Source organism: Stenotrophomonas sp. a6 (assembly GCF_030913325.1).
GTDB lineage: Bacteria > Pseudomonadota > Gammaproteobacteria > Xanthomonadales > Xanthomonadaceae > Stenotrophomonas > Stenotrophomonas maltophilia.
Map to the genome: position 1 here is coordinate 160,805 of NZ_CP133161.1, position 25,512 is coordinate 186,316.

Consider the following 25,512-nt stretch of genomic DNA (forward strand, 5'->3'; position numbering starts at 1 on the left):
CGCCATGAGCCACGTCGCACCCCACGATGCCGAACGCCGCATCGACAACATCGAATTCAACGTCGCCGACATCGCCCGCAGCAAACGCTTCTACGGCGAGGTGTTCGGTTGGCACTTCACCGACTACGGGCCGGCCTACACCGAGTTCGACGATGGCCGCCTGAAAGGCGGCTTCGTGGCCGACGCGCCGGTGCGTGCCCACGGCGGGCCGCTGGTGATCCTCTACTGCGCGGACCTGGCCGATGCACAGCAGCGTGTGACTGCCGCTGGGGGCGAGGTGGTGCAGGCGGTGTTCGCGTTCCCCGGTGGCCGCCGCTTCCAGTTCCGCGATCTGGATGGCTACGAGTTGGCGGTCTGGAGTGACGTGGATTGAGGTCTTCGTACCTCCGCTGGTGGACGGAACGAGAACCGCTCCGTCCCCGGTCAGTCGGTTCCGCTATGATCGCCCGCACATCGCCACACGCGATGCGCCCGCCTCAAGCCAGCAGGAACCGCCGTGAACTCCCAGCCCGCACCGATCACCGCCCTCAACCACACGCTCGACAACGAGCCGCAGCAGATCACTGCGCCACTGACCCATTCGGCGGCGTTCCTGGTGCTGAAGGTGAAGGACGACGAGGCGTCGATCGCGAAGGCACGCGAGGTCCTGGCCAGCACCGATGACCTGATCAAGAACACCGCCATCCGCGAGATCGAGCGCACCTTCACCTGCAACGTGGCCATTGGTCACCGCGTGTGGAAGCCGCTGGTGGGCACCACGCCGCCGCGTGAGCTGCAGCCGTTCCGCGAGATCAAGGGCGCGACCCACACCGCCGTGTCCACGCCCGGCGACCTGCTGTATCACATCCGCGCACGCACCATGGACCTGATCGTGGCGTTCGAGCGCAACCTGCTGATGGCCTTCGGCGATGCGGTGGAGACGGTCGATGACGTGGCCGGCTTCCGTTATTTCGATGGCCGCGATCTGCTCGATTTCGTTGATGGCACCGCCAATCCGGAAGGGCTGTCGCTGCCGGAAGCCACCATCGTGGGCGAGGAAGATCCCGAACATGCCGGTGGCAGCTATGTGGTGGTGCAGAAGTACCTGCACAACCTTGATGCCTGGCGCGCACAGAAGACTGAAGCGCAGGAAGCCATCATCGGCCGCACCAAGCACGACAACATCGAGCTGGATGACGCACCGGCCGATGCGCAGAAGTCGCACAAGACCCTGTGCACCATTGAAGACGCCGACGGTGAGCACGAGATCCTGCGCGACAACATGCCGTTCGCCAACCCGGGCCGTGGCGAGTACGGCACCTATTTCATTGGTTACACCCGCCGCCTGTGGGTGATCGAGAAGATGCTCGAGCGCATGTTCATCGGCAATCCCGCGCCGCTGCACGACCGCATCCTCGATTTCTCCACCGCCACCACCGGCGTGACCTTCTTCGCGCCCTCGCGCAAAGTGCTGGCCGATCTGGGCGATTGATCGCGCCGGGCATCGGCGACCGCCATCTGCCTGTCATCTACCGCCTCGACCATCTGCTGTTGGATGCGAGTGCAGGAGGCAGGCGATGGCGATGGCAAGGAACACAACCGGCGCACGCCGCTGGTGGCGGCCGCTGGCCGCGTTGTTCGGTGCGCTGGCACTGGGGAGCGCCGCGGTGTCCGCGCAGGAAGCTCCTGAACACTGGATGGCCTATGCCGCCGCCGTGGGGGGCCAGCTGCAGCAGCGCCTGCAGCAGGAGCAGGACCCGCAGGCGCAGCGCGTGCTGGAATGGCTGCAGGCACATCCGGACGCACCGACGCCGCTGCCGGTGAGCGTGTGGATCGCGGCGGATGGCCGCATTTCGAAGCTAGAATTCGACAGCCTGGGTGATACCCAGGTCGACGCCGCCCTGCGCGCGACCCTGCAGAGTGCACCCCTGCAGGCCGCGCCACCGGCCGACATGCGCCAGCCGCTGCGGCTGGGTTTGGTGCTTACCCAGTAGATCCACGCCATGCGTGGATGTTCTGGGTAGATGCCGACCTTGGTCGGCACGCACGCCAACCAAGGTTGGCGACTACCGGTAGCCCAGCCACGTATGGCGTGGCTCTACCGGGTTGCCACCTGTGGCTCGCGAGCGGCGGCGCTCCATGCGCGCAGGCCGAACACGGCCAGGCCGAGGAAGAACACGTACAGCGCGGCGGTCACGTGCAGCGACTTGAACAGGTACGCACCCACATAGACCACGTCCACTGCGATCCACACCCACCAGCAGGCCACGTGGCGGCGTGCCTGCCACCATTGCCCGACCAGGCTCAGACCGGTCAGCAGCGCATCCAACCACGGCAGGGCAGCGTCGGTGAAGCTGTGCATGGCCGCACCCAGCGCCACGCCACCGCACAGGCCGATGGACAGGTCGCGCAGCAGCGTGCCGCGCGCCAGCGGCACGATGCGGATGCTGCCCTCATCGGCGGCATGCTGTCGCCAGTTGAGCCAGCCATAGACCAGGAAACCACCGAAGGCGACCTGCAGCAGGGTGTCCGAGTACAGCTTGGCCTCGGCGAACACCAGGCCATACAGCGCCACCGACAGCAGGCCCACCGGCCACGCCGCCAGCCGGCGCCGGGCCATCAGCCAGACGCCGAGGATGCTGCACAGTGCGGCGGTCCACTCGAGCATCACGCCGCTCACAGCGCGAACGTCACCGACAGGCGGGCCTGTCGCGGTGCGCCGGGGAACAGGTAGTAGTCACCGCCGCTGCTGCCGGTATCGCGCCAGTAGAAGCGGTTGAACACGTTGTCCACCGACAGGTTCCAGGTCACTGCGCGCTCGCGCAGGCGATGCTGGAAACGCAGGCCAGCGTCGAACACTGAATAGTCGGGTGCGCGCACGCCACCGTCGGCGCGGGCCACGTTGGCACCGGCATAGCGCCAGCCGCCGGTCACGTCCAGGCCCTGCACGAACGGCAGCGCATAGGCCAGGTGCACGCTGGCGCGCACCTTCGGCACGTTCACCAGCTGATGGCCTTCATAGGCCGGCGTGCCGGTGTCGCGCGCGCGCGCCTGCAGCACGCTGGCGCTGGCCACGATCTGCAGCGCATCGGTCAGCTGGCCGTTGGCGGTCAGCTCCAGGCCGGTGTGGGTCTGCGTGCCTTCCTCGACGAAGGTGTAGCCGACGTCGCTGCTGTCCGGTCTGGCGTACTGGTACGGCTGCGAAATGCGGAACACGGCCGCGCCCAGGGTCAGCGCTTCGACCGGCACGTACTTCACGCCCACTTCCAGCTGCCGCGACTGCACGGACGGCAGGAAGGTGTCGGCGTTGCTGGTCCAGAACGGCGCTTCCTGGCCCAGCGAAATGCCGCGCACGTAGCTGGCATAGGCATTGAGCTGGTCGGTGGCCTTCCACACCACCGCGGTCTGCGGCAGGAAGCGCGACAAGCGGCTGTGCCGCTGCGGGGTGCCACGCTTGTCGTAGGCGCGCTCATCGAGGCGCACGAAGCGGCCACCGGCCAGCCACTGCCAGTCATCGCCGAAGCTCATCCGGTCCAGCGCGAAGAACGCGGTCTGGCGGCTGTCCAGGCGACGTGCGGACGGTCCCGGCATCTTCGGCGACGGCGCGAATACCGGCACCGGTGCTTCGTGGATGTTGCTGGTGCCGACGTACTCGTTGACGCTCGGGCGCTTGTCCACGGTGCGGCGGAAGTAGTCGGCACCGACGGTCAGCTCATGGCCGACGCTGCCGGTCTCGAAGCGGCCACGCAGCTCGGCACGGGCCTGCTGGTTGCGACGGGTGTCGTCCGGGCTGCGGTAGTCGTAGACGTCATAGTCGCCGTTGGGCGCGAAGTAGTTGCCCGGCACGCTGCCATCGGCGCACAGCACGGCGTAGTAGCAGCCGTAGGCGAAGGCGACGTTGTCATCGATCACCGAACGGCTGTGGCCGACCGAGATGCGCGACTGCCAGGCCTCGTTGAAGTCGTAGGTATGCAGCGCGGTGATGTTGGTGCTGGCGATATCCACCGGGCGCTGCCACGGCTGGTAACCCAGCAGGTGTTCGCGGTCGACGCCGCGCGGCAGGTCACGTGCGCCCAGCAGCTGGTAGCCGGACACCGAACGCTGCGAACTGGTCTGGTAATTGGCGTCCACCTCCAGCTTGCCGCGTTCGCCGATCAGCCAGTCGGCCGCGAGCGAGTAGAAATTGCGGCGGCCATCGGCGTGCTCGACATAGGAGTTGCTGGAATCCCATGCGGCATTCAGGCGCAGGCCGAAACGCGGGGTGATCCAGTGGCCGACATCGACGGCGACGTAGCGCGAGCCTTCCGAATCGGTACCGAGCGTGGCGGTGCGCACTTCGGCCGGGCGCTTGCCGATGTAGTTGATGATGCCGCCCGGCGCCATCACGCCTGCGGCCAGGCCGGCTTCACCCTTGAGGATCTCCACCGACTGCACGTTCTCCAGCGCCAGGCGCTGTTCGCCGGCGATGGACAGGCCGTTGAAGCGGTAGCCGGTGGCGGCGTCCAGCGCAAAGCCACGGATGGCGACGTTCTGGTAGTAACCCACCGGCGCATACGCATCACCCAGCGAGGCATCGTTGCTGGCCAGCTCGGACAGCGAACGCACCTGGCGACGGTCGAGGTAATCGCGCTCGAGCACGTTCACCGAGGCCGGCGTGTCCTTCCAGCTGCCGCCACCGAAGGCGTTCACGCGTGAGGTATCGGCCTTAGGTTTGCCGGCCTGCACGCGTACCGCCGCCAGTTCGGTGGGCGAGCGCTCGGCGCCGGTGGCAGCCGCATCAGGGGACGCATCGGCCTCGCTGGCGTGCAGTGGCAGCGCAGCGCAGAGGGCGAGGGAGAGCAGGGTGGGGCGCAGGCAGCGGTTCATTCGGTTCGTCTTCGGACAACAAGGGAGACGAAGCGACGGCGCGCAGGTGCACAGGGCCCATGATGGGGGTGTGGCTGCGGCTCAAAGCTCCCTACGCCGGTGCAAACCGGATCAGGTTCCAAGGGACTCTCTCAGCCTGGCAGATCCAGGCACCCCCGCTTCAGGTGACCATTTCACTACAAATGGTACGGATTTGCGAGCCGGCGTCCTTCAGGCTGCGGGGTCCAGGCTGCGGGGTCAGATCCCTTTCCACAGGAAAGGGATCTGACCCCAATGGTGCGCCAACCGGGTCACGCCGCCGCGTGCAGCGCCTGCAGCAGTGCCTGTCCCGGCGCACTGTGGAACCACGCCGGATGCCCCAGCATGAAGGGCTGCCACGCGACATCGGCATTGGCGGTCGAGCCGGTGGCCCCTTCGAAGTACTCCACTTCGGACAGTGCGAAGTCGAAATGAACCATCGGCAGCAGGTCGGCCAGCAGGTGCACGCGTGCCGCCGACAGCGGCAGCACCTGGCGGTAGCCGTCGAGCAGGGCCAGCGCGATATCGATGCGCACCGCCTCCATGCCGCGCTCCAGTTCCAGCCACGCCACCGCGTTGCGCTCGATCGCCGTGGCGAGGTCGAACAGCGCACTGGTGGGCGAGGCCAGGCCAAAATCCAGCACGGTACTGATCTGCCCATCGCGCCACAGCAGGTTGGAAACGTGCCAGTCGTTGTGCGCCCACAATCGTGGCTCATCGCGCAGGCGCTCGGCCAGGCCGGCATGCCACGGCAGCACGTCGCGCTGCAGCTGCGCTTCCCATGGAATGCGCGCGAGATAGCGGGCCAGCCCGGGACGCTCGTGCAGCCCTGCCTTGATGGCCGCGATCGGATCGTCGGCACGGATCAGATCGTCGCGCGCGACCAGCACATGGGTGCTGCGCTGGGGCGCGTGGTAGCTGGCGGCGGCGTGGTGTAACCGGGCCAGCATGCGACCAGCCTCGCGGGCCTGCGCGGCATCGGTCAACAGCGACCACGACACGGCATCGCGGTACAGGTCCTCGCCGACGCCGATCGCATGCAGCTCGAACGTCCATTCGCCATGTTCGGCCGCCGTGTGGCCATCGGCCGCTGGCAGCACCTGCACCACCGGTACGCCCGCTGCGGCGAGATGGGTGATGAAGTGGTGCTCTTCTTCCAGGCAGGCCGCACTGCGCACGCTGTGGTGATGGCGCTTGACGAACACCGCTCCGTTCGCGCCGTTGACGATGGCGGCAGCCGACAGCGGCCGCGGGCTGTGCCAGTGCGGTTGGCTGCGCTCGTCCAGCTGCGGGTAGTGCTGGCGCAGCCACGCGATGTCCGCCGCGCTGATCGGTGGCCAGTCGGCAGCGACCTCGTCGTTGTTGAGGCCCTGCACGCGGTGGGAGGAAGAAGTCATGCCGCAGCCCCAGTTGGGAAAGTCACATCCAAGGCTGCGCATTCAACGCCATGCACGCGGCCAACGCAAACGGGCGGGTCATCGACCCGCCCGTCCGTGCATCGGCATGGAAGATGCCGCGCTGCTTACCAGCCGCGATGGCGACCGCGGTCGTGGTAGTAGCGGTTGTCGTAGTAGCGCTCGCGTTGCCAGCGACGGTCATCACCGCGGTCGTAGTAGCCGCTGCGGTAGTAGCCACGGTCGTAACGGCGATCGTAGCGGTCGTCGTAACGGCGATTGTCGTAGTAACGGCGGTCGCGGCGGTCGGAGGTGGTCAGGTTGCCGATCGCGCCGCCGGCCACGGCGCCGCCGACGGTGGCAGCGGGATCGCCGTTGGAGAGCAGGTTGCCGGCCACGCCACCGACCACGGCGCCGACCAGGGTGCGCTTGTCCTTCCTCGACATCGCGCTGGCATCGCTGACCACGGCGACACCGGCCACCAGTGCCAGGGCCATCGCCAGACCACGGAAGCTGAGTGTGGAAGTACTGAGCATGTTCGTTCTCCTGTGAGGTGCATGCCACGCTGGGCAGGGAGGGCGCGGGCGCCCCGGCTGCCGTGGAGACCACGCTGACGTTCCAACATTGCCGGAACATTGCCTGGTCCACCGTGCGGCTTGCGCATTCATCTAGCGGCAGGTGGCATGAAGCAAGGCTGAAAGCGGCCTCGGCCGCTCAGCTGGCAGAAAGGGAAAAGGCCACGCGGACGTGGCCCTCCCTTCTCTGCCAAGGCGTTGCGGGCTCAGACGCCCATCGCCTTCTGTGCCTGCCGGGCCTGCTCCTGCTGGGCGTCCTGCTGCTGGTGCAGCACGTTAGGCGCGCCCTGCACGGCACCGCTGCTGAGCGCGATGCTCTGCTCGCTGGCGGCTCGGGCCTCCACCGCCACGCGGCTGGCTGCCGGGTCACCGATCGTGCCCTGCACGGCAAACAGGCGTTCACCGTTCGGGCTGGGCACCACCGTGTCGATGCGCTGCAGGCCGGCGGCATGCGCCTCCTTGGTCAGGGCCGCGGCGGCGCTTTCCAGCGCGTGGCGATCCTTGAAGGTGCCGGCCGGCATCAGTTCCAGACCCTTGCTGGCCTGGATGAAGAGCGGATTGCGCGGGTGCCGTTCGTCGTTCAGCAGCGGGCGCTCGCGGGCTTCCTTGATGGCCTCCAGCGTCTTCGCCCCGACAATGCCGTCGGCCACCAGGCCGTTGTCCTTCTGCAGCTGGCGCACCGCCGCGTCGGTGTTGCGGCCGAAGCGGCCATCCTCGACCAGCGGCTTGCCGTCGGCACCGACGTAGCCCAGGTGGCCCAGCTGTTCCTGCACCTTGCGCACGCCTTCGCTGTGCGCGCCCTGCTTGTACAGTTCGGCGTGCGGCGTGGCAGCGGCCTTGTGCTCGGCGGCAGGCTTGCCCTGGGCCTGCTCATGCGACGGGGTGCGGTTTTCCAGCAGGTCGCGCGCCTTGGACAGTGGATCGGAGGCGTACAGCTTCCAGTTCGGGTGGTCCTTCACCTGCTTGAGGTAGTCCTCGACCGGCATGGTGTGCACGCCCTTGCTGCCGGTTGACTGGCTGATCAGCAGCTTGTCGGTGTTGGGGTCGCGCACCACCATCACGATGTGGTCGATGCCGTTCCAGTGCTCGTGGCGGGTCCTGGCCGTATCCAGACCGATGATCATGCCTTCCTTCAGCGCACCGGGCTTGAGGATCGCGTCGCGGTCAAGCAGCACGCCGGACTGGTCGAATGCCTTGCGCACGATGCCGCCGGAACCCAGGTTGCCCAGGTCGATGCGATCGGCCTTGCTGAAGACCGCATGCCCGGCCTTCTGGTTGATCTCGTCCATGGTGCGGTTCTGCAGCGTGCCGACCCAGCCGGAGCAGTCGATGTAACCCTGCTCCACGTTCTTGCCGGTCTTGCCCGGTACGTACAGCGCGTGACCCGGAATGTTGATGGCGTACTTCACGTGGTCGTACTTCACGCCGGCCTCGTAGGCGGCGTGCAGTTCGATGCCCGGCTTCGGCGCGGTGGCCGCCGCTGCGGTTGCCGCCAGCGTGGCTGCACCCGCCGCCACGGCTGCGCTGGCCTGTGCAGGCGCTGCCGGGGCCTGGCTTTGGCCCGGCGCCACTGTCTGCGGGGCGATGTTCTTTTCCGGAATGCTGATCGCCGCGTACTTGTGGATGTAGTAGCTGGAGAACGTCCGCGCCAGGTCGCCATCGTTCATGCCGCGCATCTCGGCCAGGGTGTGGCCGGTCAGCGCTTTGGCATCGGAACCGATCTGGTTGAGCACGTTGCGGCGCATGTTGATCTCTTCGCCGTGGCCGTTGCGGACCACGCCGAAGGTGCCGGTGGCAATCGCGGTCTGCACCGAGCCATAGCCGGCGCTGCCCTGCTGGTGGGCCAGGTACAGGTCCAGGCCGGTCGGCGTACTGCCTCCGGACAGGTACGGGTGGCCGGTGCGCTCGTTGCGGCGTGCCATCGAGTCCAGGTTGTCCTGGTACATCTGTGCGGCCGCTTCGGTGTTGCGGGTCGGGTCGAACTCGTGGCCGGTCAGGTGGTACTGGCGCGCGGAGCCGGGCACGAACTGGAACAGGCCCTTGGCGCCGGACGAGGTGTTGTGGGCGCGCTCGTTGAAGGTGCCGCCGGTCTCGATGTGCGCGAAGCGCATGAAGTCATCGACCGGAAGGCCTTTCTGCCGGGCGACCTGCTCGACGATGTCCAGGACTTCCTTTCTGCTGTAGTCATGCTGTGCCATGACGTTTTCCTCGGGGTTGATGGAGCGGCGCATGCCGCGAATCGCCAACCGGACTCATCCGTGAGTCAAGAACATGTCGGTCAACAGGAAACCCGCGCGTGGGCGGGTGCTATCAGGGCGCGACGTACTGCTGGGTCGCGCTGTCGAAGGTGTAGTGCACGGCGTCGCCGGCGCCCAGCGCACGGGTCTTGCCGGGGCCTTCGATGGTGGTGCCCTTGAAGGTCACGGTCAGTCGCGGCAGGCCGTTGCCGTCGGCAGCGAAGGCCAGTTCGCCATCGCTGTCGGTGCAGGGCATCACGTTGCCTTCGTCGCAGGCAGCGCTGTTGTCCTCGCCCGTACGCACCGAGCCGACATAGCGCCAGACCTTGCTGTCCACGTCGTCTTCGCTGCGCTTGGGGTTGAACAGCAGCAGTGCATAGCCGGTGCTGCTGATGCCGCGGTCGAAGCTGCTGGTCGGCACCGCCAGCAGCAGGCGACCGTCGGCGGTGCGATGTTCAAGCGGCTTGCGCCGGGTATCGACATCGTCGGCCTTGTCGTACGCGCCCAGCGCGCCGATGGTCCATTCCTGGCCACGGAACTTCCATGGCTTCTTCGCGTCGGCGCCGGCCAGCACGAAAGTGGCCTCGGCGAGGTTGGCGCGATCATCCGGGCCAGCCGGCGACTGCTCGCCCGGCTTGCCGTAGTGCTCGCGGGTATCCCAGGAGAAACCCGCGTAATACGTGGTGCCATCGAGGGTGAAGGTGTGGCCGAACCAGAAGGTCGCCACGCTGCCGTTCTGGACCTCGTAGGAGGTCGCGCCATCACCGTCCACCTGGTAGGTGAAATACATGACGGTCGGCGCGTCGGGCGGGGTGACGGCGGTGTCGGGAGAGGTGTTCTGCATCGGGGCAACATCCTGTCGGGGCGCATCGGCAGCCTGCACGGGAGCGCCAGGCTGGGAGGACGAGGGGGCCGGATCGGCGGCGCTGCAGGCCGCAGCGGAAAGAGAGACGAGCAGGCACGCCGCGAATGCGCGCAGGGGCCGCAACGGCAGGGTCCAACATGGCTCGGGGGGGTGATGCATGCGCCTCTCCATGGTCAGCGTTGCCGGGCCAGACGGCCGGCAGGAAACCGCACCCCATCCACCTGGGACGGGAGCGAGGACATGAGCCGGTCGATTCCTTCGACCTCGCATTGAAAACCCATGCCGGGTCATCTTGGCACAGAACGGCGGCCGGTCAAAGAGGGCGGTGACAGATGCCCTTACAGTGTGATCTGGTTCTCAGATCTTGCCGTCGCGCAGGTAGTCGAACAGTTCGGCGTCGCCCTTCAGGCCCAGTTTGAGCATGGCGTCGCCTTTCTGCCGGCTGATGGTGCTGACGCTCTTGTGCAGCTGCAGCGAGATCTCCTTCACCGTCATGCCGGTGCCGAGCAGCCGCAGCACTTCCACCTCGCGTGGCGACAACGGCTTGCCGTCGCCCTCGCGCATGCGCCAGCTGCCCGCAGCCTCGACCCGCTCACGCAGGCTCCGGCTGATGTAGGGCTGGCCCCGATAGACCGCCTGGATGGCCTGCGGCAGTTCGTCCATCGACGAGCTCTTGTCGACCAGGCCGAGCACGCCGCTGTCGAGCACCATGCGCAGGATCGCCAGGTTGTTGGAGACGCTGAGCATCAGCACCGGCAGGTCGGGGAAGCGGCGGCGGATCATGCCGATCATGGCGAAGCCGTCGGCCTGTGGGCTGCCCGGCATGGAATAGTCGGTCACCAGCAGGTCGCAGGGTTGGCTGCCGAGCAGGGCCATCAGCGCCTGCGCGCTGTCAGCCTCGCCGACCACGCGGCCGACCCCGCTCGATTCGATGACGGCGCGGGTACCGATACGGACCACAGGGTGGTCGTCTGCGATGATGATGCGCAAGCTCATTGCTCTAGTATGGCCACCGGGCAAGCCGGGCCGCGACCATCGCGGCCCTGTCAGGATTCTAGGAGATCGACGCCGATGCGTAGCTGGGCTGTTCGCGGGCTGGTCCTGCTGCTGGCCGTGCTGGTGCTGCCCGTGGCGCTGGCACAGGCTGTGCCCGGGCTGTTGCCGCTCAGTCCCCTGCAGCGCGAGTACCTCGCCGCCCATCCAAGCATCGTCGTGGGCCAGTATGACAGCGGCTGGCCGCCGTTCGAGTCCCTCCGTGATGGCCAGCAGGTTGGCCTGGGGCCGGATTATCTGTCGCTTCTCGCCCGTCAGCTGGGTGTGAAGGTCGAGGCGAGGCGTTATTCCGACTGGACATCCGTGCTGGATGCGGCCTGTCGTGGCGAGATCGACGTGGTAATGAATGTCGGTCTCAGTGCCGACCGCACCCGGTGCATGGTCTATACCGCTGCCTATGGCGAGGCGCCGTTGGCGCTGGTGGGGAGGCCGGGCGATCTGCGTGCTTCGAACATGCCCGACCTGGACGGATTGCGGGTGGTCATCGAGCAGGATTTCCTGACCGGACCGCAGGTGCGGGCACGTTTCCCGCGTGCGGTGCAGCTTGTCGCAAACAGCTCATTGGCTGCGCTGCAGATGGTCAGAGACGACAAAGCTGATGTCTACATAGGCAATGCCTACGTTGCCACCGAACTGATCGCACGCCAGCACCTGCAGGGTGTCGTCCTGCTGCGTCCGAGCGACCTGCCTCCCGAACGGATGCACTTCGGCGTTCCCAACAGCAAGCAACCGCTGGCCGAAGCGCTGGACCTGGCGCTGGCCGCGACCAGCCAGGCCCAGCGCGATGCACTGGCACAACGCTGGCTGCCCCTGCCGCAGTGGTCGGCATCGGCGCAGCTGGCGCTCAGCCAGGCCGAGAAGCGGGTTCTGCAACAGCCGTTGAAGATCGGCTTCGCGCCGAACGCCGCCCCATTGTCGTTCGCCGACGAGGATGGCAGGCCCAGCGGCCTGGCCAGCGAGTACCTGGCGCGGCTGATGCAGGCCGGTGCCAACCTGCAGGCGCAGAACAGCCATGACTGGTACGAGGTGCGCGAGAAGGCGCGCCGCGGCGAGTTGCAGGCGGTGATGGGCATTCCGGTCGATTCGCACTATCTGGGCCCGGACTGGGTGTACAGCCAACCCTTCATCAGCGTGCCGAACGTGATCGTCAGCCGCCACGACAGCCCGGCGCTGCTGGGCCTGTCCGACCTCCAGGACAAGCGCGTACTGCTGTCGGATCCGGAGCGCGTACGCGGTTACGTGCTGCGGCAGGCGCCGCAGGCCAGGATCGTCGCCGCGCGCAGCGCCGAACAGGCCATGCAACGCCTGATCGATGGTGAGGCCGACGCCTACGTGGGCAATCTGGCCCTGGTCGACCACCTGCTGCGCACGCGTTTCCCGGGGCGCCTGCAGGTTGCCGCGCCCGCGGGCTTCAACGACCAGCTGGCACTGGCCGTGGAGCGCCGGCATGCGGCGCTCGCCACGACCTTCGATCGCTTGCTGCTGCAGATGACGCCACGCGAGCGCGAAGCGCTGCGCGGCGACTGGCTGGCGGTGGAGTACCACAACGGCATCGACTGGCGAAGCACGCTGCGCTGGGGTGTACCGCTGCTGCTGGTGCTGCTGACCGCGCTGCTGGTGCATGGCATCGGCTACTGGCGCCTGCGCCGCGAGGTGGCCGGGCGCCGCCAGCTGGAGCAGCGCCTGGCCGAAGTGACCGACAACCTGCCTGCCGTGGTCTACCAGGCCCGTCGCGAGGTCGATGGCACGCTCCGCTTCCCGTTCATTGCCGGTGACCTCCAGGCGCTGTTCGGGATCACCCGGCAGCAGGCTGAGCAGGACGCCACGATGTTGCTGGAACGCGTCGAAGAGGACGATCGCGCGCGCATCCTGCAGGCGGTCGAACAGGCCGCGCACCAGTTCGCACCGCTCATGCTGGAATTCCGCCTGCGGGGCAATGGAGCAGGCCCGCGTTGGGTGCGCACCCAGGCGCAACCCTATGCCGCCGAAGCCGGTGTGGTGACCTGGAGTGGCTACTGGGTGGATGCCAGCGAAGCTCGTGCACAAGCGGATGCCCTGACCGCAGCCAAGGCCGAGGCCGAGCAGGCGGCCGAAGCGAAATCCCGCTTCCTGGCCACCATGAGCCATGAGATCCGCACGCCGATGAGTGGCGTGCTGGGGATGCTGGAAGTGCTGGCGCACTCACCGCTGGATGCAGAGCAGAAACGCATCCTTGGCGTGATCGAGGATTCGGCGCAGATGCTCCGGCAGATCCTTGACGACATCCTTGACTACTCGCGGCTGGAGGCCAACGCATTGCGGCTGGAGCCGGTACCGCAGCCGCTGCGGCCGTTGCTGGAAAGCGTGTGCCGGTTGTTGTCGGCGCAGGCCAGTGCACGTGGGCTGGACCTGCACGTGCAGATCGATCCGCAGCTGGCAGCCGCGCACGAAGTGGATGGCGTGCGCCTGCGCCAGATCGTGTTCAACCTGCTCAGCAACGCCATCAAGTTCACCGTGCGCGGCGAAGTGCGGCTGCAGCTGGAAGTGCTGGGGCCGACCGCCGAAGACGGCAGCCAGCCGCTGTGCCTGAGCGTCACCGATACCGGCATCGGCATCGCACCGGAACAGCTGCAGCACCTGTTTGCGCCGTTCACCCAGGCCGGTGCGTACATCCAGCGCGACCATGGTGGAACCGGCCTGGGCCTGAGCATCTGCCAGCGCTTGGTGCAGATGATGGACGGCGAGCTGGAACTGCACAGCACGCTGGGCGAGGGCACCCGCGCCGAGGTGCGGCTGTCGCTGGTGGAAGCCGGCAGCAGTGATGTTGAAGCGCTGGTCGCCGAGCAGGAACAGGCGGCGCTGCTGCCGCCGGCGCTGCGCCAGGCACGCGTGCTGGTGATCGAAGATCATCCGACCAACCAGGCGATGATGGCCTGGCGGCTGCAGCAACTGGGTGTACCGCATGTGCTGGTCGGCGATGGCCAGCAGGGGCTGGATCGCCTGGCATCGGAGCACTTTGATCTGGTCATTACCGATTGCCGGATGCCGGTACTGGATGGTTTCGCCTTCACCCGCCTGCTGCGCGAACGCGAAGGCCGCAACGGCCAGCCGCGGCTGACCGTACTGGCGCTGACCGCCAGCGTGCTGGACGACGATGCACGTCGTTGCCGTGAAGCCGGGATGGATGAGGTGCTGGCCAAGCCATTGTCATTGGCGACACTGCGCGCGGCACTGCTGCGCTGGTTGCCGCAGGCGCAGGGGCAACGGTTCGAGGAGCCGCTGGCCGAGTCCGCTGCCGTCGATGACAGGACGCTGCCCGATCTGGACAGCCTGCAGCGGCGCTTCGGCTCACGTGCGGTGGCCGAGCAGTTGCGCGACAGCCTGCTGCAGGCCAGTGCAGGTGACCTGGCCGCTGTGCAGCGCGCGCTGGAGGCCGGCGACCGTGAGGCTGCCGCGCTGCACCTGCATCGCCAGGCCGGTGGCTTGGGCGCGGTGGGAGCGACGGTGCTGGCCGCGCAGGCCAATGCACTGGTCGAGCGCCTGCAGGATGCGGCCGAGACCGATCCGGTGCCGTTGTTCACCGCGGTGGCGGCATTCGTGGCGCGGCTGCAACAGCAGTTGCAGCGCCTGGCTCACTGAGCCGACTGCTGCTGCAGGTAGGCGATCACCAGCGCACGGCGTTCGGCGCTGGGGAAGGCGTTGTACATGCGTGTGCCCGGTACAACATGGGTGGGTGACTGCAGGAACGCATCCAGGGTCTGCGCGGACCAGGTGATGTCGGCGCGGCGCATGCCGTCGGAATAGCCGTAGTCGGGCAGGCTGCCGGCGCGACGGCCGATCACGCCGTGCAGGTTCGGGCCGAAGCGGTGGATGCCGCCAGGCTGCACGGTGTGGCAGCCGGCACACAACTCGAACGCGCGTTGCATGGCCTGCTGCTGCGCCTGTTCCGGCGTGGCGGGCGCTGCAGGCGGGCGCCGGCAGGCCGTGGCGGCCAGGGCCACGGCAACAGCGATGAGCAGGAATGATGCACGCATGGGCGGGCAGGATAGCGGTGTGTGGCAAGCGACGGGCTGCGACGCTCGGTCGCAGCCCGTGGCGTTCACATGCCCGAGTAGTTCGGGCCGCCGCCGCCCTGCGGGGTCACCCACACGATGTTCTGGGTGGGGTCCTTGATGTCGCAGGTCTTGCAGTGCACGCAGTTCTGCGCGTTGATCTGCAGGCGCGCGCTGTCGGCTTCGCCGACGAACTCGTACACGCCGGCCGGGCAGTAGCGCGCTTCCGGGCCTGCGTACTCAGCCAGGTTCACCTTCACCGGAATGCTCCGGTCCTTCAGCGTCAGATGGCTGGGCTGGTTCTCGTCGTGGTTGGTGCTGCTCAGGAACACCGAGCTGAGCCGGTCGAAAGTCAGCACGCCATCCGGCTTCGGGTAGGCGATGCGGGTGTGCTTGGCGGCCGGTTCCAGGCAGGCGTGGTCGGGCTGGGTGCGGTGCAGGGTCCACGGCGGGTTGCGCACGCCCAGCTTGGGAAGCAGCCACTGCTCCACGCCGGTCATCAGCGTGGCCACGGTCTGGCCCTTCTTGAACCACTGCTTGAAGTTCTTGGCCTGCTGCAGTTCGGTGAACAGCCAGCTGGCTTCGAACGCCGTCGGGTAGGCACTCAGTTCATCGTGCTGGCGGTCGGCGGCCAGTGCATCGAACGCGGCGTCGGCGCACAGCATGCCGGTCTTGATCGCGGCGTGGCTGCCCTTGATGCGGCTGGCGTTGAGGTAGCCGGCCTCGCAGCCGACCAGTGCGCCACCGGGGAACACGGTCTTCGGCAGCGACAGCAGGCCGCCGGCAGTGATCGCGCGCGCGCCGTAGCCGATGCGGGTGCCGCCTTCCAGGTGCTTGCGGATGGACGGATGGGTCTTGAAACGCTGGAACTCTTCAAACGGGCTCAGCCACGGGTTCCTGTAGTCCAGGCCGACCACGTAGCCGATGGCGACCTTGCCGCCGTCGGCGTGGTACAGGAACGCGCCGCCGTAGGTGTCGCTGTCCAGCGGCCAGCCAGCGGCATGCACCACCAGGCCCGGCTCATGCTTGGCCGGGTCGATCTGCCACAGTTCCTTGATGCCGATGCCGTAGGCCTGCGGGTCCTTGCCTTCGTCAAGTTTGTAGCGGGCGATCAGCTGGCGGCCGAGGTGGCCGCGTGCGCCTTCAGCGAAGATCGTGTACCTGGCGTGCAGCGCCATGCCGCGCTCGAAGGCCGGGCCGATGCTGCCGTCCTTCTCGATGCCCATGTCGCCGGTCGCCACGCCGATCACTTCACCGTTGTCGCCATACAGCACTTCGGCGGCGGCAAAGCCCGGGAAGATCGCCACTTCCAGCGCCTCGGCCTGCTGCGCCAGCCAGCGGGTCACTTCGCCCAGGCTGATGATGTAGTTGCCTTCGTTGTGGAAGCACTCCGGCAGCAGCGCGTTGGGCGTGCTGCGTGCGCCGGTTTCGCTGAGGAACAGGAATTCGTCGCGGGTGACCTTCTGCTTCAGCGGTGCGCCACGCTCGGCCCAGTCCGGGAACAGTTCGGTCAGCGCGCGCGGATCCATCACCGCGCCGGACAGCACGTGCGCGCCTGGTTCGGACCCCTTCTCCAGCACGCACACCGACAACTCGCGGCCGGCTTCGATCGCGCGCTGGCGCAGGCGGATCGCGGTGGCCAGGCCGGCGGGGCCGGCGCCGACGATCACCACGTCGAATTCCATTACTTCACGCGGGGGCAGGGCGTTGGCTTCAGCGCTCATCGATTGCATGACTCGTGGGTAGGGCCGGCATCGGGGCCACCGGCGGTGCCTGGGAATCGCGCGTGCGGCCACGGGCGAAACGGTTGTTTGAATGTGTCAGGGTACCGGGACGCGCGTGATCGAGCTAGATCGCCGATGTTCACACCCGGATTGCTGCAATGCAGCGTAGGGCCGCAGCTCTGGTGGGTGCCGACCTTGGTCGGCACGCTCTGCCCGGATGACCGACAATGGCCCGGTCCTGACTGCGCGTGAGTGCCATGGCTTTGCATCCGTACGATCTGTTCGATGTCCGTTCCCTGCTCAACGAGGAAGAGCGCGCGGTGCAGGAGAGCGTCGCCCGTTTCACCAACGAGCGCGTGCTGCCGATCATCGGCGATGCCTTCGACCAGGCCCGCTTCCCCGATGAACTGGTGCCGGAGATCGCGTCACTGGGCCTGCTCGGTGCGACCCTGCCGACCGAGTACGGCGGTGGTGGCCTCGGCGCGGTCAGCTACGGCCTGATCTGCCAGGAGCTGGAGCGCGGCGATTCGGGCCTGCGCAGCTTCGTCTCGGTGCAGAGCTCGCTGTGCATGTACCCGATCTACGCCTATGGCAGCGAGGAACAGCGCCGGCAGTGGCTGCCGGCGATGGCGCGCGGCGAGCTGATCGGCTGCTTCGGCCTGACCGAGGCGCATGGGGGTTCCGATCCGGCCAGCATGAAGACCCGCGCGGTGCGCGACGGCAGCGACTGGCGCATCAGCGGCAGCAAGATGTGGATCACCAGCGGCCCGGTGGCCGACCTGGCCATCGTCTGGGCGCAGACCGAGGACGGCATCCAGGGTTTCGTGCTGGAAAAGGGCATGGCCGGCTTCACCACGCAGGAGATCAAGCACAAGATGAGCCTGCGCGCATCGCTGACCGGGGCGCTGTTCTTCGATGACGTGCGCGTGCCTGACAGCCACCGGCTGCCGAACGTGAAGGGCCTGAAGGGGCCGCTGGGCTGCCTGACCCAGGCCCGCTATGGCATCAGCTGGGGCCCGATCGGTGCGGCGATTGCCTGCCTGGATGAAGCACTGGGTTATGCCAAGGAGCGCGTGCTGTTCGGTCGCCCGCTGGCGGCCACGCAGAGCGCGCAGATCAAGCTGGCCGAGATGGCCCGCCGCATCACCACCGCGCAGCTGCTGGCCCTGCAGCTGGGCCGCCTGAAGGAGGCCGGCCAGCTGCAGCCGCAGCAGGTCAGCCTGGCCAAGTGGAACAACTGCCGCATGGCGATCGACATCGCCCGCGAATGCCGTGACCTGCTGGGTGGCGCCGGCATCACCACCGAACACGTGGCGATCCGGCACGCGCTGAACCTCGAATCGGTGATCACCTATGAAGGCACCGAGACCGTGCACCAGCTGGTGATCGGCCGCGAACTGACCGGCATCAACGCGTTCTGAGTGCACCGGTAGTGCCGGCCGCTGGCCGGCATTGAGTTGGTAGTGCCGGCCGCTGGCCGGCATTGCCCAGTAGCGTACTCGCAGGCGAGCGATCGGTGTATCGAACCGCGCACTGTACCGAGATGGGTTCAAGGACAGCCTGTACCGCGCGGCTGTTGGGTCCGCCTTGAAGCGAGCCGAGCACCGCAGGTCCGGCGGGGGCGAAGAGGCGCGGGTGTCTGAGCGCAGCGAGTTCCGCGCCGTCCCCCGGCGGGCCGAGGAGCGCAGGGCACCGGTGCGCAGCACCGGCTCGCGGATGGCGGCGCGTTTCTTTTGGTTACTTTTCTTTCCGCGCGGAAAGAAAAGTAACGCCCATGAACGCATGCGCCCGCCACAGCAACGACCAGGCAGAAGAGAGACGCGTGGCGTTACGCCCCGCCGGCAAACCCGTGCTGCCGCCACGCCTCGTACATCACCACGGCAACGGTGTTGGAAAGATTGAGGCTGCGGTTGTCCGGCCGCATTGGCAGGCGCAGGCGGCGGCCATCGGGCAAGGCATCGAGCACGTCCTGCGGCAGGCCGCGGCTTTCCGGGCCGAACAGGAAGGCATCACCGTCTTCGAACGCCACGCTGTCATAGCGGACGCTGGCACGCGTACTGAGGGCGAACAACCGCTTCGGTGCGATCCGCGCCAGCGCGGTGTCCAGGTCGGGGTGCACCTGCAGGCGCGAATACTCGTGGTAGTCCAGGCCGGCGCGCTTGAGCTGCTTGTCTTCCAGTGCGAAGCCGAGCGGCTCGACCAGGTGCAGCTGCGCGCCGGTGTTGGCGCAGAGCCGGATCACATTGCCCGTGTTGGGCGGGATTTCCGGTTGGAACAGGATCACGTGGAACTGGGGCGCGGCATTCATCGGCGCAGTGTACCTGCGACGACCGCCGCCTTTACGGCGCACGCCCTGCGCGAGGCAGGGCGGCACCGCTTACGGGCGCAGCAGGATCTGGGCGGTTTCGGTGGCCAGGGCCTGCAGGTCGGCGGCGCTCGGACGCACCTGCAGGGCCGGCAGGTTGACGATCACCTGGTTGGCGACGCTGGTGGCGGCTGCGGCCAGGGTGGCGGCGTAGCGCTGGGCTTCCAGCTCGGCGGCCAGGGCGACGCGCTGTTCCAGGCTCGGGCGCACTTCCACCGAGGCCAGGGTGGTGATCGGCATCGCGGCGGCGACCGGGGCGGCGACGTAGCCGCTGCGCTCGGCCAGCTGGTCGGCACTTGGGCGCACTTCCACGGTGGCCAGGGTCGGGATGCCACTGGCCTGTTCCCAGGCCCGCTGGGCCAACTGGTCGGCGGCCGGGCGAACCTGCACGGTGGACAGGGTCTTGATGGATTCGGAGGCCTGCACCGACGAAACAACCGCGGTGCCGGCGATCAGGGCGATGGCGATGGCAATGGTCTTGGCGTTCATGACGGGGCCTGTTTAGTGTTGGTGATCAGTGGTGTGGTAGTAAGGTAGTACACCAATTCTGGGCTTGCAAGGAAAATTTTCGATTTCCTGCGTTTGTTCAGTCTTCAGTCAGCTTTTGTCTGAAGCCCTTCCTGGTGCAGGAACTACCAAGCAATCCCCGTGCCAACTTTTAATCATTGATTTGCAAGGGTTTTATGGTCATCGAAAAGTGTCCGGCGGGCGGACACCTGTCCATTCGATGTGCTGCGGACACTGTCCGGACGTTGCTGGCGGGTGCTTGTGACGGCTCGGACAGGGCAGATCGGCGCTGCGGATGGCGCACAGGGGCAAACACCCCCAGTGACTGGCGACCGATTCCTGCCGTTGCGCGCGCACGCTAGGATCGGGGTTCACCTATGTGACCAAGGATCCGGATATGTCTCTCGCCCTTCGCCCGCGCACTGCGCTGCTGGCCGTTGCCCTCAGCACCGCCCTGGGCACGCTTGTGCCTTCCCATGCGTTGGCGGCAAAGCCGGCCGCACCGGCCAAGGTCGATATCCCGTATGAGCAGTTCACCCTGCCCAACGGCCTGCGCGTGATCGTGCACACCGATCGCAAGGCGCCGATCGTCGCGGTCAACGTCTGGTATCACGTCGGCAGCAAGGACGAACCGGCCGGCCGCACCGGCTTCGCGCACCTGTTCGAACACCTGATGTTCCAGGGCAGCGAAAACCACGACGGCGAGTTCTTCGAGCCGTTCAAGCAGGTCGGCGCCACCAACCAGAACGGCACCACCAATACCGACCGCACCAACTACTTCGAGAACGTGCCCACCACTGCGCTGGACATGGCGCTGTGGATGGAATCGGACCGCATGGGCCATCTGGTCGGTGCGATCGACCAGGCGGCGCTGGACGAGCAGCGTGGCGTGGTGCAGAACGAGAAGCGCCAGGGCGAGAACCAGCCCTACGGCCAGGCCTGGGACCAGCTCAACAAGGCGCTGTATCCAGTTGGCCACCCGTACCACCACGGCGTGATCGGTTCGATGAACGATCTGAACGCGGCGTCGCTGGATGACGTGAAGACCTGGTTCCGCACCTGGTACGGCCCGAACAACGCCGTGCTGGTGCTGGCTGGCGACATCGACCTGGCCACCGCCAAGGAAAAGGTTGGCAAGTACTTCGGCAGCATCCCGGCCGGCCCGACCATGGCGCAGCCGGCGGTGAACGTGGCCAAGCGCAGCGCCGACACGCGCGAGACGATGACCGACAAGGTGCCGCAGGCGCGTATCTACCGCGCCTGGAACGTGCCGCAGGTCGGTACCACCGAGGTCGATCAGCTGCAGTTGTTCGCGCAGGTACTGGGCGGTGCCAAGTCCTCGCGGCTGAGCCAGCGCCTGCAGCACCAGGACAAGCTGGTGGACAGCATCGCGGCAGGCCTGTCGACGTCGCAGCTGGGTTCGAACTTCGTGATCATGGCGACGGTCAAGCAGGGCCAGGACCCTGCCAAGGTCGAGAAGATCATCGACGAGGAACTGGACCGGCTGATCAAGCAGGGCCCGACCGCGGCCGAGCTGGAACGCGCCAAGACCGGTGCCCGCGCCGGTTTCATCCGCGGCATCGAACGCATCGGCGGCTTCGGCGGCAAGGCCGACGCACTGGCCGAGTGCGCGGTGTTCACCGGCGACCCGGGCTGCTTCCGCACCTCGCTGGCCAACATCGAGAAGGCCAGTGCTGCTGATCTGAGCCGTCTGGGCGCGCAGTGGCTGGACAAGGGCAGCCACACCCTGGTGATTGCACCGGGTGAGCGCGTGGCGCTGAAGGAAGACCCGAGCCAGGCGCCGAAGCCGTTCAGCGTGCCGGCGGTGGATCCCAAGTACAGCACGCTGCCCGAGCAGGTCGACCGCAAGGCCGGCGTACCGCAGACCCGCGAGTTCCCGCAGCTGAAGTTCCCGGCGCTGCAGCGCGCCACGCTGAAGAACGGCACCCAGGTGATCCTGGCCGAGCGCCACGAGATTCCGGTGGTGCAGTTCAGCTACCAGTTCCCGGGTGGCTTCAGCGCCGACCAGGGCCGCAAGCCGGGCACCGCCAACTTCACCATGAGCCTGATGACCGAAGGCGCCGGCAAGCTCGGCTCGCTGGCCTTCGCCGATGCTGCTGACGCACTGGGCGCCAGCCTGGATGCCTCGGCCGGCCTGGACTCCATGAGCGTGGACCTGTCGGCGCTGAAGGAAAACCTGGCACCGTCGCTGGCGCTGTATCGGGACCTGCTGCGCGAACCGCGCTTCGAGCAGGGTGAGATCGACCGGGTCAAGGCGAGCTGGATTGCCGGCATCCAGCAGGAGAAGGTCAACCCGGGTGCGGTGGCGATGCGCGTGCTGCCGCCGCTGCTGTACGGCAAGGGCCACCCGTATGCCATTCCGTTCACCGGCAGCGGTGACGAAGCAGCGATCAACGGCCTGACCCGCGAAGACCTGGTCGACTTCCACCGCGACTGGCTGCGCCCGCAGAACGGAACCCTGATCGTGGTCGGTGACACCACCCTGGCCGAGATCGTGCCGCTGCTGGACAAGCAGCTGGGCGACTGGAAGGCTGCGGGCGACGCCCCGCAGGTGAAGGCCGCCACCGACGTGGCATTGCCGAAGGGCCCGCGCGTGTTCCTGATCGACCAGCCGGGTGCGGTGCAGGCCAACCTGTTCGCCGGCCAGGTGGTGGCGCCGTCCAGCGCCGCCAGTTCGACCCGCTTCGATATCGCCAACGGCGTGATCGGCGGCGACTTCACCTCGCGCCTGAACATGAACCTGCGTGAGGACAAGCACTGGTCGTACGGTGCGCGCAGCAGCGCGATCAACTCGGTGGGCCAGCGCCCGTGGATGGCCAGCGCGCCGGTGCAGATCGACAAGACCGGCCCGGCGATGGCGGAAATGCGCAAGGAAATCGCCGCGTTCGCCGATGGCAGCAAGCCGGCCACCGCCGCCGAGGTCAACCGCATCCGCAACATCCAGACCCTGAGCCTGCCCGGTGCCTACGAGACCGCCAGCGCGGTCGCCTCGACCATCGGTTCGATCGTGCAGTTCAAGCGTCCGGACGACTACGTGCTGCGTCGCAAGGCCGAGATCGAGGCGATGACCCCGGCGCAGGTGCAGCAGGCCGCCGCCGAGATCAAGCCGCAGGCGCTGACCTGGGTGGTGGTGGGTGATCTCAAGCAGACCGAAGCGGCCGTGCGTGCGCTGAACCTGGGCGAGGTGACGGTGATCGACGCCGAAGGCAACCCGGTCAAGAAATAAGGGATGCGCCTGCCCGCCCCCGCGGGCAGGCCTCCCCAGGTAGTGCCGGCCGCTGGCCGGCAACCTTGCCGTGGTAGTGCCGGCCGCTGGCCGGCAATGCCGTGACCCGAAGGCGGGGTCACAACCCCCTGCGGGGGATCCGTCCCCCTCACCGGCTACCCCCGATTCAGGCTGTTCAGGCAGAATCCCTCCATACCCTTCCAGGATCTGCCCATGCGCGTTCTGCTGCTTTCCTCCCTGCTGCTCACCGTCACCGCCTGTACCTGGGTGCCGATCGAACCGGCCGGCAAGGCGACCCGCGTGCTGCCGGCAGGCCCGGTTCCCGCTGGCTGCATTGCCAAGGGCGAGGTGGTGGTGACCGTGAAGAGCAAGGTCGGCTTCTACAACCGCAACCCGCTGCGCGTGCAGGAAGAGCTGGAAACCCTGGCCCGCAACGAGGCCCCGAGCGCCGGCGCCAATGCCGTGCAGGCCGCCGCGGCCCCGGCCGATGGCAGCCAGCGCTTCGCCGCATTCCAGTGCCCGCCGCGCTGAACGCTTCACCATACGGCCAAGGCTGAATTCGTAAAGATGCGGTGAAGGCCCCGGGGGTTATAGAATAGCGCCCCCTTTTGCCTGAGCCTTGGCGCTAACCTCGATGCTCTTCAAGAATGTCTCGATCGCCGGCCTGGCACACGTCGACGCGCCGCATACGCTGACCACCAAGGAAATCAACGAACGCCTGCAGCCGACGTTGGATCGCCTGGGTATCCGCACCGACGTGCTCGGCGACATCGCCGGCATCCACGCGCGCCGCCTGTGGGACAACGGCGTGCTGGCGTCCGACGCTGCCACCATGGCAGGCCGCAAGGCACTGGAAGACGCAGGCATCAATGCGACGCAGGTTGGCCTGCTGGTCAACACCTCGGTCAGTCGCGACTACCTGGAGCCGTCCACGGCTTCCATCGTCTCGGGCAACCTCGGCGTCAGCGACGAGTGCATGACCTTCGACGTCGCCAATGCCTGCCTGGCCTTCATCAACGGCATGGATATCGCCGCGCGCATGATCGAGCGCGGCGACATCGACTACGCGCTGGTGGTGGACGGCGAGACCGCCAACCTGGTGTACGAGAAGACCCTGGAGCGCATGACCGCCCCGGACGTCACCGCTGACGATTTCCGCAACGAGCTGGCCGCCCTGACCACCGGTTCGGGTGCCGCGGCGATGGTGATGGCGCGCTCGGAGCTGGTGCCGGACGCGCCGCGCTACAAGGGCGGCGTGACGCGCTCGGCCACCGAGTGGAACCAGCTGTGCCTGGGCAACCTGGACCGCATGGTCACCGACACCCGCCTGCTGCTGATCGAAGGCATCAAGCTGGCACAGAAGACCTTCACCGCTGCCAAGATCGCCTTGGGCTGGGCCGTGGAAGAGCTGGACCAGTTCGTGATCCACCAGGTCAGCCAGCCGCACACCGCCGCGTTCATCAAGAACTTCGGCATCGACCCGAAGAAGGTGATGACCATCTTCGGCGAGCACGGCAACATCGGCCCGGCCTCGGTGCCGATCGTGCTGAGCAAGCTCAAGCAGCTGGGCAAGCTGAAGAAGGGCGATCGCATCGCGCTTCTGGGTATCGGCTCGGGCCTGAACTGCTCGATGGCTGAAGTGGTCTGGTAAAAGAGTCACCGCTGACCTGCTGCACGACGGGCAGCGATGATTTTTCCAAGTGTTCAAGGGCCGGTTTACCGGCCCTTTCTACAGGTGCGATCCGATGTCCCAGCTTCCCGGTTACCCCGCCCACCCGCAGCGCTTCGAGGTACGCCCCGGCCTGTCGATGAACTATCTCGACGAAGGCCCGCGCGACGGCGAGGTGGTGGTGATGGTGCATGGCAACCCGTCGTGGAGCTATTACTGGCGCACGCTGGTCGCCGGCCTGTCGGACACGTACCGCTGCATCGTGCCGGACCACATCGGCATGGGCCTGTCGGACAAGCCCGATGACAGCCGCTACGAGTACACGCTGCAGTCGCGCGTGGACGACCTCGATGCGCTGCTCAAGCACCTGGGCATCACCGGTCCGGTGACCCTGGCGGTGCACGACTGGGGCGGCATGATCGGTTTCGGCTGGGCGCTGTCGCACCACGACCAGGTCAAGCGCCTGGTGGTGCTCAATACCGCTGCATTCCCGATGCCGGCGGCGAAGAAGATGCCGTGGCAGATCGCGCTGGGCCGCCACTGGAAGATCGGCGAGTGGATCATCCGGACCTTCAACGCGTTCTCCTCCGGTGCCTCGTGGCTGGGCGTGGAGCGGAAGATGCCGGCCGACGTGCGCCGCGCCTACGTGTCGCCGTACAACAGCTGGGCCAACCGCATCAGCACCATCCGCTTCATGCAGGACATCCCGCTGTCGCCGGCCGACAAGGCGTGGTCGCTGCTGGAGCGTGCCGGCAAGGCGCTGCCGTCGTTCGCCGACCGGCCGGCCTTCCTCGGCTGGGGCCTGCGCGACTTCGTGTTCGACCACCACTTCCTGAAGGGCTTCCAGGCCGCGCTGCCGCGGGCCCAGGTACATGCGTTCGAGGATGCCGGGCATTACGTGCTGGAAGACAAGCACGAGGTGCTGGTGCCGGAGATCCGCGCCTTTCTGGACAAGAACCCGATCTGATCGGTGTGCCGACCA

20 protein-coding genes and 1 riboswitch are annotated in these 25,512 nt (G+C 67.2%); of the genes, 9 read left to right on the forward strand and 11 right to left on the reverse strand.

Annotated elements, in window-relative coordinates:
- The first annotated feature begins 4 nt into the window (after window positions 1–4).
- From Q9Q79_RS00735 to Q9Q79_RS00745, 3 genes are all read left to right on the forward strand, one after another.
- Window positions 5–373, forward strand: a complete 369-nt coding sequence (locus tag Q9Q79_RS00735) for a VOC family protein (protein WP_010487140.1) — start codon at window positions 5–7, stop codon at window positions 371–373.
- 123 nt (window positions 374–496) lie between these two features.
- Window positions 497–1,471: a Dyp-type peroxidase gene (locus Q9Q79_RS00740; protein ID WP_010487139.1), complete on the forward strand. Its 975-nt coding sequence runs from the start codon at window positions 497–499 to the stop codon at window positions 1,469–1,471.
- 85 nt (window positions 1,472–1,556) lie between these two features.
- Window positions 1,557–1,973 (forward strand): hypothetical protein, encoded by a 417-nt coding sequence (locus Q9Q79_RS00745; RefSeq protein WP_201862175.1) that lies wholly within the window; start codon window positions 1,557–1,559, stop codon window positions 1,971–1,973.
- Window positions 1,974–2,077: 104 nt separating this feature from the next.
- Here Q9Q79_RS00745 and pnuC read toward each other — a convergent pair whose 3' ends face one another.
- From pnuC to Q9Q79_RS00780, 7 genes are all read right to left on the reverse strand, one after another.
- Window positions 2,078–2,647: a nicotinamide riboside transporter PnuC gene (gene pnuC / locus Q9Q79_RS00750; protein ID WP_024956293.1), complete on the reverse strand. Its 570-nt coding sequence runs from the start codon at window positions 2,645–2,647 to the stop codon at window positions 2,078–2,080.
- An 8-nt stretch (window positions 2,648–2,655) separates the two neighbouring features.
- Window positions 2,656–4,845, reverse strand: coding sequence for a TonB-dependent siderophore receptor (locus tag Q9Q79_RS00755; protein ID WP_201862174.1), 2,190 nt, complete (start codon window positions 4,843–4,845; stop codon window positions 2,656–2,658).
- Window positions 4,846–4,916: 71 nt separating this feature from the next.
- A riboswitch (TPP riboswitch) is annotated at window positions 4,917–5,012 on the reverse strand.
- A gap of 123 nt (window positions 5,013–5,135) precedes the next feature.
- A complete protein-coding gene (locus Q9Q79_RS00760) occupies window positions 5,136–6,260 on the reverse strand; it encodes a phosphotransferase (protein WP_201862173.1) in 1,125 nt (374 codons plus the stop codon).
- 125 nt (window positions 6,261–6,385) lie between these two features.
- Entirely contained in the window at window positions 6,386–6,793 is a 408-nt protein-coding gene (locus Q9Q79_RS00765; protein WP_014645533.1) for a glycine zipper 2TM domain-containing protein, read from the reverse strand.
- A gap of 245 nt (window positions 6,794–7,038) precedes the next feature.
- Complete coding sequence (locus tag Q9Q79_RS00770) at window positions 7,039–9,030, reverse strand: peptidoglycan-binding protein (RefSeq protein ID WP_201862202.1); 1,992 nt, start codon at window positions 9,028–9,030, stop codon at window positions 7,039–7,041.
- 112 nt (window positions 9,031–9,142) lie between these two features.
- The gene (locus Q9Q79_RS00775) at window positions 9,143–9,913 is read right to left on the reverse strand and encodes a hypothetical protein (RefSeq protein WP_111198215.1); all 771 of its coding nucleotides are present in this window, start codon (window positions 9,911–9,913) and stop codon (window positions 9,143–9,145) included.
- A 378-nt stretch (window positions 9,914–10,291) separates the two neighbouring features.
- Window positions 10,292–10,930, reverse strand: coding sequence for a response regulator transcription factor (locus tag Q9Q79_RS00780; RefSeq protein WP_005407620.1), 639 nt, complete (start codon window positions 10,928–10,930; stop codon window positions 10,292–10,294).
- 75 nt (window positions 10,931–11,005) lie between these two features.
- Here Q9Q79_RS00780 and Q9Q79_RS00785 point away from each other — a divergent pair, with 75 nt between their 5' ends.
- Window positions 11,006–14,605: a transporter substrate-binding domain-containing protein gene (locus tag Q9Q79_RS00785; RefSeq protein ID WP_111198218.1), complete on the forward strand. Its 3,600-nt coding sequence runs from the start codon at window positions 11,006–11,008 to the stop codon at window positions 14,603–14,605.
- On the opposite strand, the gene Q9Q79_RS00790 is transcribed toward Q9Q79_RS00785, so the two are convergent.
- Window positions 14,599–15,000, reverse strand: a complete 402-nt coding sequence (locus tag Q9Q79_RS00790; RefSeq protein WP_062606358.1) for a c-type cytochrome — start codon at window positions 14,998–15,000, stop codon at window positions 14,599–14,601. The two genes, Q9Q79_RS00785 and Q9Q79_RS00790, sit on opposite strands and share 7 nt — an antisense overlap.
- Window positions 15,001–15,065: 65 nt before the next feature.
- On the reverse strand, window positions 15,066–16,742 hold the full coding sequence (locus Q9Q79_RS00795; protein WP_164170953.1) for an electron transfer flavoprotein-ubiquinone oxidoreductase: 1,677 nt from the start codon (window positions 16,740–16,742) through the stop codon (window positions 15,066–15,068).
- A gap of 257 nt (window positions 16,743–16,999) precedes the next feature.
- On the opposite strand from Q9Q79_RS00795, the gene Q9Q79_RS00800 reads away from it, so the two are divergent.
- A complete protein-coding gene (locus Q9Q79_RS00800; protein WP_032965492.1) occupies window positions 17,000–18,163 on the forward strand; it encodes an acyl-CoA dehydrogenase family protein in 1,164 nt (387 codons plus the stop codon).
- A gap of 407 nt (window positions 18,164–18,570) precedes the next feature.
- Here the strand turns inward: Q9Q79_RS00800 and Q9Q79_RS00805 are convergent, their stop codons facing one another.
- Both Q9Q79_RS00805 and Q9Q79_RS00810 read right to left on the reverse strand, forming a co-directional pair.
- Window positions 18,571–19,050, reverse strand: a complete 480-nt coding sequence (locus Q9Q79_RS00805; RefSeq protein WP_005407625.1) for a tRNA (cytidine(34)-2'-O)-methyltransferase — start codon at window positions 19,048–19,050, stop codon at window positions 18,571–18,573.
- A 69-nt stretch (window positions 19,051–19,119) separates the two neighbouring features.
- Window positions 19,120–19,596, reverse strand: coding sequence for a hypothetical protein (locus Q9Q79_RS00810; RefSeq protein ID WP_012478767.1), 477 nt, complete (start codon window positions 19,594–19,596; stop codon window positions 19,120–19,122).
- Window positions 19,597–20,011: 415 nt separating this feature from the next.
- Here Q9Q79_RS00810 and Q9Q79_RS00815 point away from each other — a divergent pair, with 415 nt between their 5' ends.
- The 4 genes from Q9Q79_RS00815 to Q9Q79_RS00830 all read left to right on the forward strand — a co-directional run bounded on the left by Q9Q79_RS00815 (window position 20,012) and on the right by Q9Q79_RS00830 (window position 25,497).
- A complete protein-coding gene (locus Q9Q79_RS00815; protein WP_032966333.1) occupies window positions 20,012–22,861 on the forward strand; it encodes a pitrilysin family protein in 2,850 nt (949 codons plus the stop codon).
- Window positions 22,862–23,074: 213 nt separating this feature from the next.
- The gene (locus Q9Q79_RS00820; RefSeq protein WP_005407628.1) at window positions 23,075–23,392 is read left to right on the forward strand and encodes a DUF4156 domain-containing protein; all 318 of its coding nucleotides are present in this window, start codon (window positions 23,075–23,077) and stop codon (window positions 23,390–23,392) included.
- A gap of 103 nt (window positions 23,393–23,495) precedes the next feature.
- Window positions 23,496–24,512: a 3-oxoacyl-ACP synthase III gene (locus tag Q9Q79_RS00825; protein ID WP_004135358.1), complete on the forward strand. Its 1,017-nt coding sequence runs from the start codon at window positions 23,496–23,498 to the stop codon at window positions 24,510–24,512.
- A gap of 94 nt (window positions 24,513–24,606) precedes the next feature.
- The gene (locus Q9Q79_RS00830; protein ID WP_043034983.1) at window positions 24,607–25,497 is read left to right on the forward strand and encodes an alpha/beta fold hydrolase; all 891 of its coding nucleotides are present in this window, start codon (window positions 24,607–24,609) and stop codon (window positions 25,495–25,497) included.
- Window positions 25,498–25,512: the final 15 nt, after the last annotated feature.